At 71.3% G+C, this 16,209-nt stretch carries 13 protein-coding genes; 1 reads left to right on the forward strand and 12 read right to left on the reverse strand.

Annotated elements, in window-relative coordinates; all coding sequences use genetic code 11:
* Nucleotides 1-27: 27 nt before the first annotated feature.
* From ACFV4P_RS29955 to nrdR, 9 genes are all read right to left on the reverse strand, one after another.
* A complete protein-coding gene (locus ACFV4P_RS29955) occupies nt 28-984 on the reverse strand; it encodes a carbohydrate ABC transporter permease (protein ID WP_380476433.1) in 957 nt (318 codons plus the stop codon).
* Entirely contained in the window at nt 981-2,006 is a 1,026-nt protein-coding gene (locus tag ACFV4P_RS29960; protein WP_380476435.1) for a carbohydrate ABC transporter permease, read from the reverse strand. Before ACFV4P_RS29960 ends, ACFV4P_RS29955 begins: the two co-directional genes overlap by 4 nt.
* A gap of 110 nt (nt 2,007-2,116) precedes the next feature.
* Entirely contained in the window at nt 2,117-3,487 is a 1,371-nt protein-coding gene (locus tag ACFV4P_RS29965; RefSeq protein WP_073817527.1) for an ABC transporter substrate-binding protein, read from the reverse strand.
* Nucleotides 3,488-3,669: 182 nt separating this feature from the next.
* Complete coding sequence (locus tag ACFV4P_RS29970) at nt 3,670-4,236, reverse strand: Clp protease N-terminal domain-containing protein (RefSeq protein WP_380476437.1); 567 nt, start codon at nt 4,234-4,236, stop codon at nt 3,670-3,672.
* 1 nt (nt 4,237) lies between these two features.
* Nucleotides 4,238-4,468 carry an RNA polymerase subunit sigma-70 gene (locus ACFV4P_RS29975; RefSeq protein WP_073817535.1) on the reverse strand — a complete coding sequence of 77 codons (231 nt, stop codon included), beginning with the start codon at nt 4,466-4,468 and terminating at the stop codon, nt 4,238-4,240.
* A 52-nt stretch (nt 4,469-4,520) separates the two neighbouring features.
* Entirely contained in the window at nt 4,521-5,273 is a 753-nt protein-coding gene (locus tag ACFV4P_RS29980; protein ID WP_380476540.1) for an SDR family oxidoreductase, read from the reverse strand.
* Nucleotides 5,274-5,365: 92 nt separating this feature from the next.
* A complete protein-coding gene (locus ACFV4P_RS29985) occupies nt 5,366-6,100 on the reverse strand; it encodes a hypothetical protein (protein ID WP_380476439.1) in 735 nt (244 codons plus the stop codon).
* An 84-nt stretch (nt 6,101-6,184) separates the two neighbouring features.
* Nucleotides 6,185-9,064, reverse strand: a complete 2,880-nt coding sequence (locus ACFV4P_RS29990; RefSeq protein ID WP_380476441.1) for a vitamin B12-dependent ribonucleotide reductase — start codon at nt 9,062-9,064, stop codon at nt 6,185-6,187.
* A gap of 154 nt (nt 9,065-9,218) precedes the next feature.
* Nucleotides 9,219-9,695: a transcriptional regulator NrdR gene (gene nrdR, locus ACFV4P_RS29995; RefSeq protein WP_043909810.1), complete on the reverse strand. Its 477-nt coding sequence runs from the start codon at nt 9,693-9,695 to the stop codon at nt 9,219-9,221.
* Between the two features lie 442 nt (nt 9,696-10,137).
* Between nrdR and lexA the strand changes: the two genes are divergently transcribed.
* Nucleotides 10,138-10,863 (forward strand): transcriptional repressor LexA, encoded by a 726-nt coding sequence (lexA, locus tag ACFV4P_RS30000; RefSeq protein ID WP_380476542.1) that lies wholly within the window; start codon nt 10,138-10,140, stop codon nt 10,861-10,863.
* A gap of 125 nt (nt 10,864-10,988) precedes the next feature.
* On the opposite strand, the gene ACFV4P_RS30005 is transcribed toward lexA, so the two are convergent.
* Genes ACFV4P_RS30005 through ACFV4P_RS30015 form a run of 3 tightly spaced genes read right to left on the reverse strand, consistent with a single transcriptional unit; the run spans nt 10,989 to nt 16,203 of the window.
* Nucleotides 10,989-13,070: an ATP-dependent DNA helicase gene (locus ACFV4P_RS30005; RefSeq protein WP_380476443.1), complete on the reverse strand. Its 2,082-nt coding sequence runs from the start codon at nt 13,068-13,070 to the stop codon at nt 10,989-10,991.
* Nucleotides 13,071-13,082: 12 nt separating this feature from the next.
* Nucleotides 13,083-14,858 (reverse strand): IucA/IucC family protein, encoded by a 1,776-nt coding sequence (locus tag ACFV4P_RS30010; RefSeq protein ID WP_380476445.1) that lies wholly within the window; start codon nt 14,856-14,858, stop codon nt 13,083-13,085.
* On the reverse strand, nt 14,839-16,203 hold the full coding sequence (locus ACFV4P_RS30015; RefSeq protein WP_380476447.1) for a lysine N(6)-hydroxylase/L-ornithine N(5)-oxygenase family protein: 1,365 nt from the start codon (nt 16,201-16,203) through the stop codon (nt 14,839-14,841). The genes ACFV4P_RS30010 and ACFV4P_RS30015 overlap by 20 nt, the downstream gene beginning before the upstream one ends.
* Between the last annotated feature and the right edge of the window lie 6 nt (nt 16,204-16,209).

Genomic DNA, 16,209 nt, shown 5'->3' on the forward strand with positions numbered 1-16,209 from the left:
CTGCCCGGCAGCCGTCCGAGCGACCGCTCAGCCCTTCACCGATCCGGCGAGCAGCCCGCGGACGAAGTAACGCTGGAGCGCGAAGAACACCGCCAGCGGCACAACCATCGACAGGAAGGCGCCCGCGGACAGCAGTTCCCAGCGGCTGCCGTTGGAGCCGGACAGCTGGGCGAGCCGGGAGGTCATCGGCGCGACCGTCGGGTTGCCGCCGGCGAAGGTGAGCGCGACCAGCAGGTCGTTCCACACCCACAGGAACTGGAAGATGGCGAACGAGGCCAGCGCGGGGGCGCTCAGCGGCAGCACGATCGAGCGGAAGATCTTGAAGTGCGAGGCGCCGTCCACCACCGCGGCCTCCATCAGGTCGCGGGGCAGCTGGGCGATGAAGTTGTGCAGCAGGAAGATCGCCAGCGGCAGCGCGAACATCGTGTGGGTCAGCCACACCGGCAGGTAGGTGTCCTTCAGGTTGAGCGCCGGGATCACCGTCACCGAGCCGAGGTGCGCACCGCCGGAGAACAGCCTCAGCAGCGGGATCAGCGCCATCTGCAGCGGCACGATCTGCAGCGCGAAGATCACGAAGAACAGCGTGTCGCTCCCCTTGAACCGCACCCAGGCCAGCGCGTACGCCGCCATCGCGGCCAGCACCAGCGGGAACACGGTGGCGGGGATGCTGATCGCCACCGAGTTGACCAGGTACGGCATCAGGCCGCCGGAGGTGCCGAAGGAGTTGTCGAACAGCACCGACCGGTAGTTCTCCAGCCCGAGGTCGGGGTGGACGAACGCCTCCCACCAGCCGGTGGAGGCGACGTCGCCCTTGGGCCGCAGCGAGGTGACCAGCAGGCCGACGGTCGGCAGCGTCCACAGCGCGGTGACGGCGACCACCAGGATGCTCGCCAGCGGGCTGCTGAAGGACCGTCGGACGGCCTTCGCGGGCGGCAGTTCGGGCTTCGCGGCCGAGGTGGGGGCGAGGGTGGGCTGGGCGCTCATCGGGTCGCACGCTCCTTGCGCAGCAGGGCGATGTTGTAGACCACCAGCGGGGCCACCGCGAGGAACAGGATCACCGCGAGGGCGCTGCCTCGGCCGTAGTTGTACTGCTCGAAGCTCTGCGAGTACATCTCGTTGGCGAGCACCTGGGTGCCGAAGTTGCCGCCGGTCATGGTGCGGACGATGTCGAAGGCCTTCAGTGTGATGATCATGATGGTGGTGAGCACCACCACCAGCGTGGTGCGGATCATCGGCACGGTGACGTGCCGGAACAGCCGCAGGCCGGTGGCCCCGTCGAGCCGGGCCGCCTCGGTGATCTCGTCCGGGATGGCCTTGATGGCGGCGGACAGCACCACCATGGCGAAGCCGGTCTGCACCCAGACCAGGACGGCCATCAGCAGGAAGCTGTTCAGCGGCTGGGACAGGATCCAGTTCGGCGGGTCGTCCCAGCCGACCGCGACGGCGAGTTGGCTGAGCAGGCCGACCTGGCTCTGCCCGCTGCCGCGCGACTCGTACACCAGCTTGAAGACGATCGAGGCGGCCACCAGGGAGACCGCCATCGGCATGAAGATCAGCGACTTCCAGACCGCCTGCCCGCGCATCCGGTCCACCATCAGGGCCAGCGCGAGGCCGAGTCCGGTGGCCGTGAGGGGGGCGACGACCAGCCACAGCAGGGTGTTCAGCAGCACCCCGTGGATGGGTGAACTGGTCAGCGCCCAGCCGTAGTTCTTCCCGCCGACGAACTTTGCGCCGTCGGCGTCCAGGAAGCTCAGCACGACGGTGCGCAGCAGCGGCACCACCAGGCCGGTGAGCAGCAGCACGATCGCCGGGCCGAGCATCAGCACGATCGCCAGCGGCCGGGAGAAGCGTCCGGTGGCGCGGCCGGCCGCGTAGAACACGGCCAGCAGGACGCCGACGAAGCCCAGCACGGCGCCGGCGGTGTTGCCGAACTTGACTGCCGCGTCCTGCCAGAGCGAGTCCGCGAGCTGGAGCGCCGGCCCGGCGAGCCGGGTGTCGGTGGGCATGCGCAGGGTCCTTCCTCAAGACCTGTGGGATCTCGGGACGTTGTGGCCTCGGGGCACGGGGAGGGCAGCGCGGGCAGGACCGCCCGCCCGCGCTGCCCGGGGGCCTCGGCCTACTGCGGCCAGGCGGCGTCGATGTCGGCGGCGGTCTTCTGGATCGACTGGCCCTCGGCGAACCAGGCGGTGAGCGCCTTCCATTCGGCGCCCGCGCCGACCGCGGCGGGCATCAGGTCGGACCCGTCGAAGCGGAAGGTGGCCGTCGGGTCGGTCAGCGACTCGGCCGACAGCTTGTCGATCGGGTCGGTGTAGAGGCTCTTGTCGACGCCCTGGTTGGCGGACACCCAGCCGGGCGAGACCTTGACCCGGCTGCTCGCCCAGTCGGAGCTGGACAGGTAGTTCTGCACGGCCTGCACCTCGGGCCGGTCGGAGAACGCGGCGGCGAACTCGCCGCCGCCCTCGACCGGGCTGGTGACCTGCGGGTTCACCGCGGGCAGGTGGAAGGCGAAGACGTCGCCGTCGGGGCCGATGGCGGTGCCCTTGGGCCACTGCGCCCGGTAGAAGGACGCCTGCTGGAGCATCGCGCACTTGTTGCTGAGGATCGGCGTGCCGGCGTCCTGGAAGGTGGTGGTGGCGATCGACTTGACGTCGCCGAAGCCGCCGTTGACCCAGGCCGGGTTCTGCATCCAGTCGGCGACGGTCTTCATCGCGGTGGTGATCTTCTCGTCGGAGAACTTCACCTTGTGGCTGACCCACTGGTCGTAGACGTCGCCGCCGTAGGAGCCGAGGACGACCTCCTCCAGCCAGTCGGTGGCCGGCCAGCCGGTGGCGGTGCCGGAGCCGATGCCGCCGCACCAGGGCTTCGTCGTCCCGGCCTTGGCGATCTTGTCGCTGAGCGCCATCAGGTCGGCCCAGGTCTTGGGGACTTCGTACCCGGCGGCCTTGAAGGCCTTCGGCGAGTACCAGACCAGGGACTTCATGTTGGCGCTCATCGGCGCGGCGTAGAAGGTGCCGTTGACCGACCCGTAGGTCTTCCAGATCGGCGACCACTTGTTCTCGTTGTCGACGGTCTGCTGGGCGGGCTTGACCACCTTGCCGGTCTTCACCATCTGGGCGAGCAGGCCGGGCTGCGGGATGATCGCCAGGTCGGGGGCGTTGCCGCCGGCCACCCGGACCGGCAGCTGCGACTCGAAGTCGTTGGAGCCCTCGTAGACGATCTTGATGCCGGTGCAGGAGCTGAAGTCGGCCCAGGACTTCTCCAGCGAGTCCGACTCGGGCGCCAGGATCGACGCGTACATCGACACCTTGGTACCCGAATGGCCCGCGTAGGGCTGGTACTTGGCACAGTCACCGGTGAGCGCGGCGGCGGACGAGCCGCCCCCGCCGCCGGACGAGGAGCTGTTGGAGCAGGCGGCTGTCAGTGCCAGTGCCAGAACTGCCGGTACGGCCAGCAGCCTCCGGCGTCCAGTGGTCACGGGGGTGGTCAATGCGGTCCTCCTAGCCAGGGCATGGACATGCCAGCCGTAAGACGAACAACACTGCGCTGTACCGGAGATGGAGGGTGTACCCAGCTGATCGCTGGCTCAAAGACGTTAACCCAGTGACCGACCCACGCCAAGGAGCGCGTTCGACCTTCATCCACCAGCACCCCAGTTGTGACCGTGCCGTGCTACGAGGCCGCCGCCCGGTCGTCGGTCGGCAGCGCCTCGGCGTCCCGCTCCAGGGCCGCCAGGTCGACGCCCCGCTCGCGCAGCAGTCGCACCGCCGTGCCGCCGCCCTCGCGGATCAGGCCGAGCAGCAGATGGCCGGTCCCGATCCGCCGCACCCGCCCGTCGGCCGCGGCGCGCAGCGACAGCGCCATCACCCGTTTGGCCCGGTCGGTGAACCGCGGCCCGCTCCACCGCGAGCGCCCGCCGGCCGGCGGGGCGTCCAGCGCGCCCGGGCCGAACGTCGACTCGACGGCCTCGCGCACCGCCGCCAGGTCGATGCCGATCGCCGCCAGCGCGGCGCCGTCGCGCTCGGGGTCCGGGCCGCCCGGCGCGCGGGCCACCGCGAGCCGGCCGGCCTCCAGGTCCAGGCCGAAGCGGCCGAGCAGCCGGGCGGCCGGATCCTGCGGCTGGGCCAGCAGGCCGAGCAGCAGGTGCTCGGTGCCCAGGTGGCGGTGGCCCAGCCGCTGCGCCTCGTCGCCGGCCAGCGTCACCGTGCGACGGGCCTCCGTCGCGAACCGTTCGAACATGTCAGTCCCCTCCCCGGGCGGTCGTCCGCCGTGCGTGCTTCTTGTGCACCGCCTGCCTGGTGACGCCCAGGCAGACCGCGATGTCGTGCCAGGACCAGCCCTTGCCGCGGGCGTTGCCGACCTGGAGTTCCTCCAGTCGGTCGGCCAGGTCGCGCAGGGCCCGGACGGCGCGCAGGCCGATCGCCGGGTCGCCGCTGCTCGCGTCGGCCGCGAGCTGTCTCGTCTCGCTCATGATGTCAACATAGGTTGACGCGGCCGGGGTCGTCAATCCTGGTTGACGGAAATCAGTACCGTTCCGCCAGGTACTCCGCGAAGGTGATCCGCCCGTCCGCGTGCTCCGGCGCCAGGTTCCCGCCCGCCCGCAGCGCCTTCACCGCCCCGCCCGGCGTCGGTACCCGCAGCACCGGCCGACGGCGACCCCTGGCCTGCAGGAACTCCTCCGCCAGCGCCTCCACCGGACGCACCTGCGGGCCGCCGAAGTCGGCCGCCCGGCCGACCGGCCCGGCCTCCGCGAGGTCCGCCAGCCGCTCGGCGACATCCCGCACGTCCACCGGCTGGAACGCCACGCCACGCGGCAGCAGCAGCACCGGCGCCTTCGACAGCCCGTCCAGCATGCGCACCAGCAGGTCGTGGAACTGGGTGGCCCGCAGCACCGTCCAGCCGAGACCGGAGTCGGCGACCAGCCGCTCGCACTCGACCTTCGCCCGGTAGTAGCCGAACGGCACCGCGTCCACGCCGACGATCGACACGTACAGCAGGTGCGGGACGCCGGCCTCCCGGGCCGCCGCGACCAGCCGCCGGGTGGCGTCCACGTCCCGCTTGCCGTTGGTGGTCGCGCAGTGCACCACCGTCCCGGCCCCCGCCAGCGCCGCCTCCACCCCGCGCCCGGTCACCAGGTCCGCGACCGCCCAGCCGTGCTCCCCCGGGGTGTGCGCCTGCCGGCTCACCACCCGCACCGGGCACCCCCGCGCCAGCAGCCGGCGCACCACGGCCCGCCCCAGCGTCCCCGTCCCGCCCGTCACCACCAGCTGCCGCATCGCGCTCACCCCATCTCCACCCCCAGCCTGCCCGCGCCGCCCGCCCCCGGCAGCCCGGCCCACGCACCCGGGGGAACGCGGTCACTCTGCGGTCACATGTCCTCCGGCCAGGGGTGGCCGAGCTGTTCCGCGTAGGCGGGGCTGCCGCCGCAGACCCGGCCCTGGGCGCACGGGTCCGCCGAGGTGAGGCGGTCGACGAGGTCGGCGGCCAGTTCGACCGGGTCACCGGCGGGGACGGTCAGTTCGACCAGGAACTGCAGGTAGGGCGAATCGTCGAGGCAGTCCGGCACGGCCGGGCGCCAGTAGAAGGTCAGGTCGATCCGGTCAGGGCCCGAGGGCCAGGTCCACACGGCATCGAACTCGCACTCCCAGGCGGCCAACAGCTCCGGTCGGCGGACGAGTTGGTCCTGCACGAGGCGTCCGACGCCGCGCGCGTGCCAGTCCTCGACCCCGGCGCCGGCGCGGTCGAGCTCCGCCAGGTACTGCGCGGCGTCGAACCGGTACGCCGGGAGGTCGAGGTCCTTGATGTCGGGGTTGCGCCAGCCGTCCCAGACCACGGCGCCACTCTCCTGACGAACCGTCACATACAGGGCGCCGCAGCAGTATTCAGTACACGCCGCCACATGGAGCCGCACCTCTCCGGGCTCGGGGCCGGGCAGCAGCGGGCTGTACGGCCCGAGCAGCGAGCGCGGGTCCGGGCCGAGGTGCCCGTCGGCGAAACCGGCGTCCAGCAGGTCGCGCCCGTCGACCAGCAGCCGGAGCTCGCGCCGACCCTCCGAGGCGTCCTCGATGCGGAGTTCCAGCCGATTGTTCGATGCGTCGTCCATCCCGGCATTGTGTCCGCACACGACGCAGGGCGCCGACCGAATTAACGGTCGACGCCCTGCTCGCTACTGCACGGTGACGGTGCGTCAGCTGCAGCCGCTGGTGGAGCCGCAGCCCTCGCAGAGGTAGCAGCTGCCGGCGCGGCGCATCTTGGTGCCGCAGGAGAAGCAGAGCGGCGCATCGGCGTTCAGGCCGAGGCGGATCTCGGCGAGCTCCGTGGAGTTGTGCGCGGCGGCCGCGGGCTTGGGCTGCTCGACGACCGGGAGGGCGACGTGCGGCTTCTCGGCGGCGAGCGGCGCGGACTGGGCGAGGGACTCGACGTCGAGCTCCTCCTCGATCGGCTCGTAGGAGCCGGTCTCCAGGTGCCGGGTGCGCTCCTCGACGGAGTGGATGCCGAGCGCGGAACGGGTCTCGAACGGCAGGAAGTCGAGGGCCAGGCGGCGGAAGATGTAGTCCACGATGGACTGCGCCATCCGCACGTCCGGGTCGTCGGTCAGGCCGGCCGGCTCGAAGCGCATGTTGGTGAACTTGGCGACGTACGTCTCCAGCGGGACGCCGTACTGCAGGCCGACCGAGACGGCGATGGAGAAGGCGTCCATCATGCCCGCGAGGGTCGAACCCTGCTTGGACATCTTCAGGAAGACCTCGCCGAGGCCGTCGTCCGGGTAGGAGTTGGCGGTCATGTAGCCCTCGGCGCCACCGACCGTGAAGGAGGTGGTGATGCCGGGCCGGCCCTTGGGCAGGCGCTTGCGGGTCGGGCGGTACTCGACGACCTTCTCCACCGCGGGAGCGGGCGCGGCGACCGGCTTCGCGACGGGCGTCTTGGCCTTGGTCTTGGCCGAGAGCGGCTGACCGACCTTGCAGTTGTCGCGGTAGATCGCCAGCGCCTTCACGCCGAGCTTCCAGGCCTGGAAGTAGATCTCCTCGACCTCCTCGACGGTGGCGTTCTCCGGCATGTTGACGGTCTTGGAGATCGCGCCGGAGATCCAGGGCTGGATCGCGGCCATCATCCGCACGTGGCCCATCGGGGAGATCGACCGCTCGCCCATGGCGCAGTCGAACACCTCGTAGTGGGCGGCCTTCAGGCCGGGCGCGTCGATGACGTTCCCGTGCTCGGCGATGTGCGCGACGATCGCCTCGATCTGCTCGTCCTGGTAGCCGAGGCGCTTCAGGGCGCGCGGGACGGTGCCGTTGACGATCTGCATCGAGCCGCCGCCGACCAGCTTCTTGAACTTGACCAGGGCGAGGTCGGGTTCGACGCCGGTGGTGTCGCAGTCCATCATCAGGCCGATGGTGCCGGTCGGGGCGAGCACCGAGGCCTGCGCGTTGCGGAAGCCGTGCTGCGCGCCGAGCCGGACCACGTCCGACCAGGTGTCGTTGGCGACGGCCCACACCGGCGAGTCCAGGTCGTCCAGCGGGGCGACCGCGGCGGAGGCGTCCGCGTGCTGCTTCATCACCCGCTGGTGCGGGGCGGCGTTGCAGGCGTAGCCGTCGTACGGGCCGACCACGCCGGCGAGTTCGGCGGAGCGGCGGTAGGCGGTGCCGGTCATCAGGGAGGTGATCGCGCCGGCCAGGGCGCGGCCGCCCTCGGAGTCGTAGGCGTGGCCGGTGGCCATCAGCAGCGCGCCGAGGTTGGCGTAGCCGATGCCGAGCTGGCGGTAGGCGCGGGTGGTCTCGCCGATCTTCTCGGTCGGGAAGTCGGCGAAGCAGATGGAGATGTCCATCGCGGTGATGACCAGCTCGACGACCTTGGCGAAGGTCCCCGCGTCGAAAGTGTCGTCGTCGCGGAGGAACTTCATCAGGTTCAGCGAGGCCAGGTTGCAGCTGGAGTTGTCCAGGTGCATGTACTCGGAGCACGGGTTGGAGGCGTTGATCCGGCCCGACTCGGGGCAGGTGTGCCAGTGGTTGATCACCGAGTCGTACTGGATGCCCGGGTCGGCGCAGGCCCACGCGGCCTCGGCCATCTTGCGGAACAGGCCCTTGGCGTCGACGGTCTCGATGACCTCGCCGGTCATCCGGCCGCGCAGGCCGAAGCCGGTGCCGTTCTCGACCGCGGTCATGAACTCGTCGTTCACGCGCACCGAGTTGTTGGCGTTCTGGTACTGGACGGAGGCGATGTCGTCGCCGCCGAGGTCCATGTCGAACCCGGCGTCGCGCAGCGCGCGGATCTTCTCCTCCTCCTTCACCTTGGTCTCGATGAAGGCCTCGACGTCCGGGTGGTCGACGTCCAGGACGACCATCTTCGCGGCCCGGCGGGTCGCGCCGCCGGACTTGATGGTGCCGGCCGAGGCGTCGGCGCCGCGCATGAAGGAGACCGGGCCGGAGGCGTTGCCGCCGGAGGAGAGCAGTTCCTTGGAGGAGCGGATCCGGGAGAGGTTCAGGCCGGCGCCCGAGCCGCCCTTGAAGATCATGCCCTCTTCCTTGTACCAGTCGAGGATCGACTCCATGGAGTCGTCGACGGACAGGATGAAGCAGGCGGAGACCTGCTGCGGCTGCTGGGTGCCGACGTTGAACCAGACCGGCGAGTTGAAGCTGAACACCTGGTGGAGGAGGGCGTGCGTCAGCTCGTGCTCGAAGATCTCGGCGTCGTCCGGGGAGGCGAAGTAGCCGTGCTTCTCACCGGCGGCGCGGTAGGTCAGCACCACCCGGTCGATGATCTGCTTCAGGCTCCACTCGCGCTGCGGGGTGCCGACCGCGCCGCGGAAGTACTTGCTGGTGACGATGTTCACGGCGTTCACCGACCAGAAGTCGGGGAACTCGACGCCGCGCTGCTCGAAGTTGATCGACCCGTCGCGCCAGTTGGTCATCACGACGTCGCGGCGCTCCCAGGTGACCGCGTCGTACGGGTGAACGCCAGGGGTGGTGTAGATCCGCTCCAGCCGCAGGCCGCTCTTCGCCGCCTTGGCGCCCTTCGCGGCCTTCTCCGACTTCGACCCGCGTGCGGAACCGCTCGTGGTGTCTGTCATGCCTTGCTCTCCTCCTCCTGGGCAAACGCCCGAAGTGCCCTGAAAAGTCCGGGCACGACTGGTTCGTTCTCCTGGTGCGCGGGCAGGCGGAAGCCCGACCACGGCACACGGGTACTGCGGTGATGTGAATGAAAAACGTGAAAGGAACCCGGCCTTACGGCACGGGCACCGGAACGGGGGCCGCGGGCCGCTCGGAGCGCAGCTCCGCGATCGCGGCCTCGAAGTCCTCTAGGTTGTCGAACGCCCGGTAGACGGAGGCGAACCGCAGGTACGCCACCACGTCGAGCTCCTTGAGCGGGCCGAGTATCGCCAGGCCCACGTCGTGCGTGGAGAGCTCGGCACTGCCGCTGGCCCGCACGCACTCCTCGACCCGCTGCCCGAGCTGGGCGAGCGCGTCCTCGGTGACCGGGCGGCCCTGGCAGGCCTTGCGCACACCCGAGATCACCTTCTCGCGGGAGAAGGGCTCGGTGACACCACTGCGCTTGATCACCATCAGAGTGGCGGTCTCGACGGTGGTGAACCGGCGGCTGCAGTCCGGGCACTGCCGACGGCGGCGGATCGAGCAGCCGTCGTCGCTGGCTCGGCTGTCCACGACTCGGCTGTCCGGATGCCGGCAGAAGGGGCAGTGCACCTGGAACTCCCTCCCTGCGACCCGACGGCGTACGACTCGCACCACTCTACCCGAAGCGAAACACAAGACCTGTGCCCGATCGAGGACACTAGCCACTAGATCTAGTGGCGGACGCTGCGCCACGCCGGGCGAACGGGTGAGAGCCGGGGACACCGCGCACCGGGACCCCATAGACTGTTCGAGTCGAACATGCAATCGACTTACACCCGGAGGCTTGATCACGTCAGGCAACCTCGAATAAATTCACTCGAACGTGTGTTTGGCGCAACCTTTCGATAGGGGGGCCAGTTGAGCTGGGCAGTTGGAGCACCAGTCGAGAGGGTCGCCCGCGATGTCCACCCCCAGCGCCGCCAGCGTCATGCACACCGTCGAAGCCAAGACCGCCATCCCGGTGCAGGAGCGTTCCGCGCGCACCACTGACCAGGAGAGCATGGATCAGACCATGAGCCGTAGTCAGCCGATCGAGGAGTCCCCGCTCGGTGTGCCCACCCCCGTCGTCCGTGCCCTTCCCGGCCGACCCCCCGGCATCCGCACCGACGAAGCGGGCCTGACGGATCGCCAGCGCCGCGTCATCGAGGTCATCCGGGATTCCGTCCAGCGTCGCGGCTACCCGCCGTCCATGCGCGAGATCGGCCAGGCCGTCGGCCTCTCCTCCACCTCCTCGGTCGCCCACCAGCTGATGGCCCTCGAACGCAAGGGCTTCCTGCGCCGCGACCCGCACCGCCCGCGCGCCTACGAGGTCCGCGGCGTCGAGGTCGCCCGCCCCGCCGCGGCCGAGACCTCCGGCCGGCCCTCCACCTCCTACGTCCCGCTGGTCGGCCGGATCGCCGCCGGCGGGCCCATCCTGGCCGAACAGACCGTCGAGGACGTCTTCCCGCTGCCCCGTCAACTGGTCGGCGAGGGCGAGCTGTTCGCGCTCACGGTCAAGGGCGACTCGATGATCGACGCCGCGATCTGCGACGGCGACTGGGTCACCGTCCGCCGCCAGCCGGTCGCCGAGAACGGGGACATCGTCGCGGCGATGATCGACGGCGAGGCGACGGTGAAGCGCCTGAAGCGCGAGGACGGGAAGATCTGGCTGATGCCGCACAACGTGGCGTACGAGCCGATTCCCGGCGACAACGCCACCATCCTCGGCAAGGTCGTGGCGGTCCTCCGCCGGCTTTGAGGTAGGCAGGGGGCGCACCACCAGGGGCGCGGGGAACTGCGCGAGCAACCGACAACGCAGGGCAAGGTCCGGTCGAAGACGGGAGTACCGTCCTCGGCCGGACCATGCTGTTGGGTGCCCCTGGTTCAGCGCGCCCTGACCGGCGGAGCCGAGGCGTCGATCGCGGAGAGCGACCTGCGGACCTGGTTGCGGTCGGTGGTGTACCAGAAGTCCGGCATGGAGGAGCGGAAGAAGCTCCCGTACCGCGCCGTCGCCAGGCGGGGGTCGAGGACGGCGACGACGCCGCGGTCGTCCGCCGCGCGGACGAGGCGGCCGGCGCCCTGGGCCATCAGCAGCGCGGCGTGGGTCGCGGCGACCGCCATGAACCCGTTGCCGCCGCGGGACTCGACGTCCTTCTGCCGGGCGCTCATCAGCGGGTCGTCGGGGCGCGGGAAGGGGATCCGGTCCATGACGACGAGCTGGCAGGCCGAGCCGGGGACGTCGACGCCCTGCCAGAGCGAGAGGGTGCCGAACAGGCAGGTCTTCGCGTCGGAGGCGAAGGCGCGGATGAGCTCGCCGAGGGTGTCCTCGCCCTGGAGCAGGATCGGCACGTCCAGCCGTTCGCGCAGCGCCTCCGCCGCGGCCTGCGCGGCCCGCATCGAGGAGAACAGGCCGAGGGTGCGGCCGCCCGAGGCGCCGATCAGCTCGGTGAGTTCGTCGAGCATCTCGGGCCGGTCGGGTTCCCGGCCGGGCGGCGGCAGGTGCTTGGCGACGTAGAGGATGCCCTGCTTGGGGTAGGTGAACGGGGAGCCGACGTCCAGCCCGCGCCAGTACGGCGGCGCGTCCTCGCCGGTCTCGGCGGTGGGCCCGTCGGGCGTGCGGTGGTCGGGCAGCCTGGTCTCGCCGGGCAGGCCGAGGGACGCGGCGACGCCGAGGAAGTCACCGCCGAGCTTGAGGGTGGCGGAGGTGAGGACGACCGAGCGGTCCTTGTACAGGTTCTCCCGCAGCAGCCCGGAGACGGACAGCGGCGCGACCCGCAGCGAGGCGGTGCCGAGGCCGAAGCGGTCGCTGCGTTCGATCCAGATGACGTCGTACTCGGAGCCGGTGAGCAGCCGGTCCGCCGTCTCGTGCAGGGTCTCCGCGGAGGCCATCGCCTGCTTGCGGACGGCGTCCTCGTCGCTGAGGCCCTTGTCGCGGGTCTCGCCGAGCGAGGTGATCACCTGGCGGCAGGCGTCCCGGATGCCGGCGACGGCGTAGCCGAGGTACTCGGGGAGTTCCTCGACCTGGCCGGGCTGCGCGGTCTCCATCAGGCCGTGGAAGTTCTCGGCGGCGGCCTGCAGCGCGTCCACCGCCTTCTCGTTGGCGAGTTTGGCCGCGCGCTTGACGGCCCGGTTGACCGCGCCGACGGTGAGTTCGGCGGTGGCGGCGCCGGTGACCCGGTTCACCAGCTCGTGCGCCTCGTCGATGATCAGCAGGCCGTGTTCGGGGAGGACCGGCGCGCCCTCGATCGCGTCGATCGCCAGCATCGCGTGGTTGGTGACCACCACGTCCGCCAACTTGGCGCGTTCGCGGGCCTGTTCGGCGAAACACTCCTGGCCGTAGGCGCACCGGGAGGCGCCCAGGCACTCCTTGGAGGTGACGGACAGCTGGGCCCAGGCCTTGTCGGAGACGCCCGGGGTGAGGTCGTCGCGGTCGCCGGTCTCGGTCTCGTCGGCCCAGTCGCGCAGCCGCAGCACGTCCTGGCCGAGCTTGCCGGTGGGGCCGCCGAGCGCGTCGACCGGGTCGAACAGGCCCTCGCCCTCGTCGCTCGGGGTGCCCTCGTTGGCGCGGTGCAGGCACAGGTAGTTGGAGCGGCCCTTGAGCATCGCGTACAGCGGGCGGCGGCGCAGCGTCGGGTGCAGGGCGTCGACGGTGCGTGGCAGGTCGCGTTCGACGAGCTGGCGCTGGAGGGCGAGCGTCGCGGTGGCGATCACCACGTTGTCGCCGTGGGCGAGGGCGGGCACCAGGTACGCGAGGGACTTTCCGGTGCCGGTGCCGGCCTGGACGAGGAGGTGTTCGCCCTCGTCGACGGCTGCGGCGACCGCCTCGGCCATCCGGACCTGCCCGGGCCGCTCCACGCCGCCGACGGCGGTGACGGCGGCGTGCAGCAGCTCGGGGATGTGGGCGGCGGGGACGGGAGGCGCCGATGCGTCCGGGCCGCCGGGCAGGGGTGCGGTGTCGTTCGTCATGACCTTCCCAGCCTACGGGGCCGGGGTGACAATCCGGTGCCCCTGGGCCGGGAGGTGCGCGGTGCTGTGCAGCGGGTTGTCGACCTGGCCGTGCACGGCGGCGTGCGGCCGGTCGGGCCGGTCGCGGTAGCCGTCGAGCAGCAGCCGGTTGCGGTTCAGGCAGAGCCGGTCGATCCGCGGCGCGAACAGGTCGAACAGCCGGTGCCGGTCGGCGAGTTCCGGGAAGCGGCGCTGGCAGTCGAGCACCCGTTCGCGGAGCAGCTCCCAGAATTCGGCTTCGGGGAGGCCGAGGTGCTCCTCCAGCAGCGGCGCGAGGTAGCGGTAGACGCCGATGAACAGCCCGGAGTGCAGGAACTGGCACAGGTAGTCGGGGTTCTCGCGCAGCAGGACGTCGCCGATGCCGTCGGGCAGGTCGGCGAGTTCCGGCAGCGGCTGGTCGCTGATGTTGACGTCGTCGACGAAGTCCTTGACGGCGAGCCGGACGGGCACGTCCTGCCCGTCGAAGACGATGATCGCGTTCTCGCCGTGCGGGGAGAACACCAGGCCGTACCGGTACAGGAAGTGCAGCAGCGGCGGCAGCATCGCGGCGAACAGCCGGTCGACCCAGTCGCGGACGTCCAGGCCGGAGCGGGTGACGAGTTCCGCGGTCAGCGCGCGCCCGTCGGAGCCGGTCTGCAGCAGCGCGGCCAGGGTGCGGCCGCGTTCGCCCTCGTCGAGGTGGCGGCCGAGGGGTTCGCGCCAGATCGCGCCGAGCAGTTCCTTGTACTGGTAGGGCGCGTCGGGCAGGTCCCGGTACAGCGGGTGTTCGACGGTGACGGAGGCGATCTCGCCGAGCAGGACCACCCGGCATTCGTCGCGCAGGTACGGGTCCTGGTCGCGCAGCCGCCGGATCCAGGCGGTGACGGCGGGCGCGGCGAGGGCCCGTTCGGTGGGCAGGCCGCGCCAGACCAGGGTGTTGAGGATGGCGAGCGGCAGTTTGACGGTGCACCGGTCGGGGCGGCTGAGGTTGAAGAACGAGCGGATGGACTGCTGGGGCAGCCGCAGGTCGCCGTCGCTGGGCAGCGGGACGATCTCGCCGCTGGCGATCCACGGCGCGAACAGGCCGACCACGGTCTCGTCCCACTGCCAGGGGTGCACCGGCAGCAGCCAGAACTCGGCGGCACGGTCGCCGAGTTGGGCGCGGAACGCGGGGTCGAGTTCGGTGTCGTAGATGGTCTCGTCGCCGCGGAAGGCGGCCAGGTTCTTGTGCACGGCGAGCCAGGGCAGGGTGCGCGGCAGCCGGGCCTCGGGGGCCCAGCCGGCCGCGTCGGTGGCGGAGAAGCCGACCCGGCCCTTGTTGGCGACGATCCACGGGTGCCCGCTCTGCCGGCCCTCCAGGGCGACGTGGTCGAGGTCGGCGAGTTCGGCTGCGGTCAGCGCGGTGGCCCGCAGGTGGGCGTCGGCGATCAGCGTGGCGGTGAATTCGCGGACCAGGTGGCCGGTGGTGTCGCCGGTCAACTTCAGGGTGTGCCGGGCCTGTTGGAGGAAGCGCAGCGGATCGTCCCCACCGACTATCGAGGCCGGGTCGACCTGCCAGCTGCCGTAGGCGCCCCGGCGGGCGGTGAACCGGTAGGCGGCGTCGGGGAGTTCGAGCAGGTAGTGGTCGCCCTCGGGGCGGGGGTGCAGCAGCTCCTCGTAGGCGAACTCGCCGAGCAGCTTGGCCAGCATGGCGCGCGCGGCGGCCTGCCAGTGCCCGGTGGTGAGCTGGGGCGGCAGGTGGAGTGCGGGGTCAACGGCCGGCTGCGGCACGCTCGTTCCCTTCCTGGGGTCGCGGGAGCACCGGGGCCGTGGCGGGCTCGGGTGCGAAGGTGGTCCAGGCGGTGCGGTGGGGCAGCGGGTGCAGGGTCTTGCCCGCGACGGCGTTCAGGATCACGGCGGCGCGGTGCGCGCCGAGCCCGAGGTCCGGGGTGCCGACTCCGTGAGTGTGCAACTCGGCGTTCTGCACGTACAGACCCCCGGTGAGTTCCGGCCGGGTGGCGACCCGGTGGTCGAGGTCGACCCGGTAGCGGCCCTGCGCGTCCCAGTCGATCAGCCCGGCGATCGGGTCGAGCAGCGCGGGCCGGCGGGCCCGGTAGCCGGTGGCGAGCACCACGGCGTCGGTGCGGACCAGGTGGCGGCGGCCGGAGTCGGTGTGCCGGCAGTGCAGTTCGAGTCCGCCGCAGGGGCCGGGCCGGGCCTCGGTGACGGCGGTGCCGGGCAGGATCTCGACCGGTTCGGCGTCGATCGGGCGGCCCACGGTTCGCTCGTACAGGTGATCGTGGATCTCGGCGAGGGTCTCCGCGCTGGCCGCCTTGTGCAGCTGCCACTGGGCGGGCACCAGGGCGTCCCGGACGGGTTCGGGCAGGCCGTGGAAGTAGCGGGTGTAGTCGGGGGTGAACTGCTCCAGGCCGAGCTTGGAGTACTCCATCGGCGCGAGCGCCCTGGTCCGGGTGAGCCAGCGCACCCGGGTGCCGTCGCCGGCGTGCCGGCGCAGCAGGTCGAGGAACACCTCGGCGCCGGACTGGCCGGAGCCGACCACGGTGACGTCCCGCGCGGAGTCGAGATCCTGCCGGTTCGTCAGATAGTCAGCCGAGTGCAGCACGGCGGGGTGGTGGCGCAGCGCCGCGAACGCCTCGGGCCGGGCGGGTTCGGTGCCGACGCCGAGCACCAGGTTCCGGGCGCGGTACTCCCGGCCGGCCGCCTGCACCCGGTAGTGCCGCTCCTCGGCGTCCCAGTGGACGGCGTCGACGGGGCTGTCGAAGCGGCAGTTGGGGAGCCGGTCGGCGGCCCACCGGCAGTAGTGCTCGTACTCGCGGCGCGCCAGTTGGAAGCGTTCGCTGAAGTAGAACGGGAACAGCCGCTGCTGTTCGCGCAGGTAGTTGAGGAACGACCACGGGTTGGTGGGGTCGACCAGCGAGACCAGGTCGGCGAGGAACGGGACCTGCATCCGGGCGCCGTCCACGAGCATGCCGGGGTGCCAGCGGAACTCGGGCCGGGCGTCGAGGAACAGCGCGCCGACGGTGTCGGCCCGGTCGGCGAGCGCGGCCAGCGAGAGGTTGAACGGGCCGATGCCGACGCCGATCAGGTCGTACGGCTGGGGCTGCTGGGTGATCATGGCGTC

Source organism: Kitasatospora sp. NPDC059795, assembly GCF_042732175.1.
Lineage (GTDB): Bacteria > Actinomycetota > Actinomycetes > Streptomycetales > Streptomycetaceae > Kitasatospora.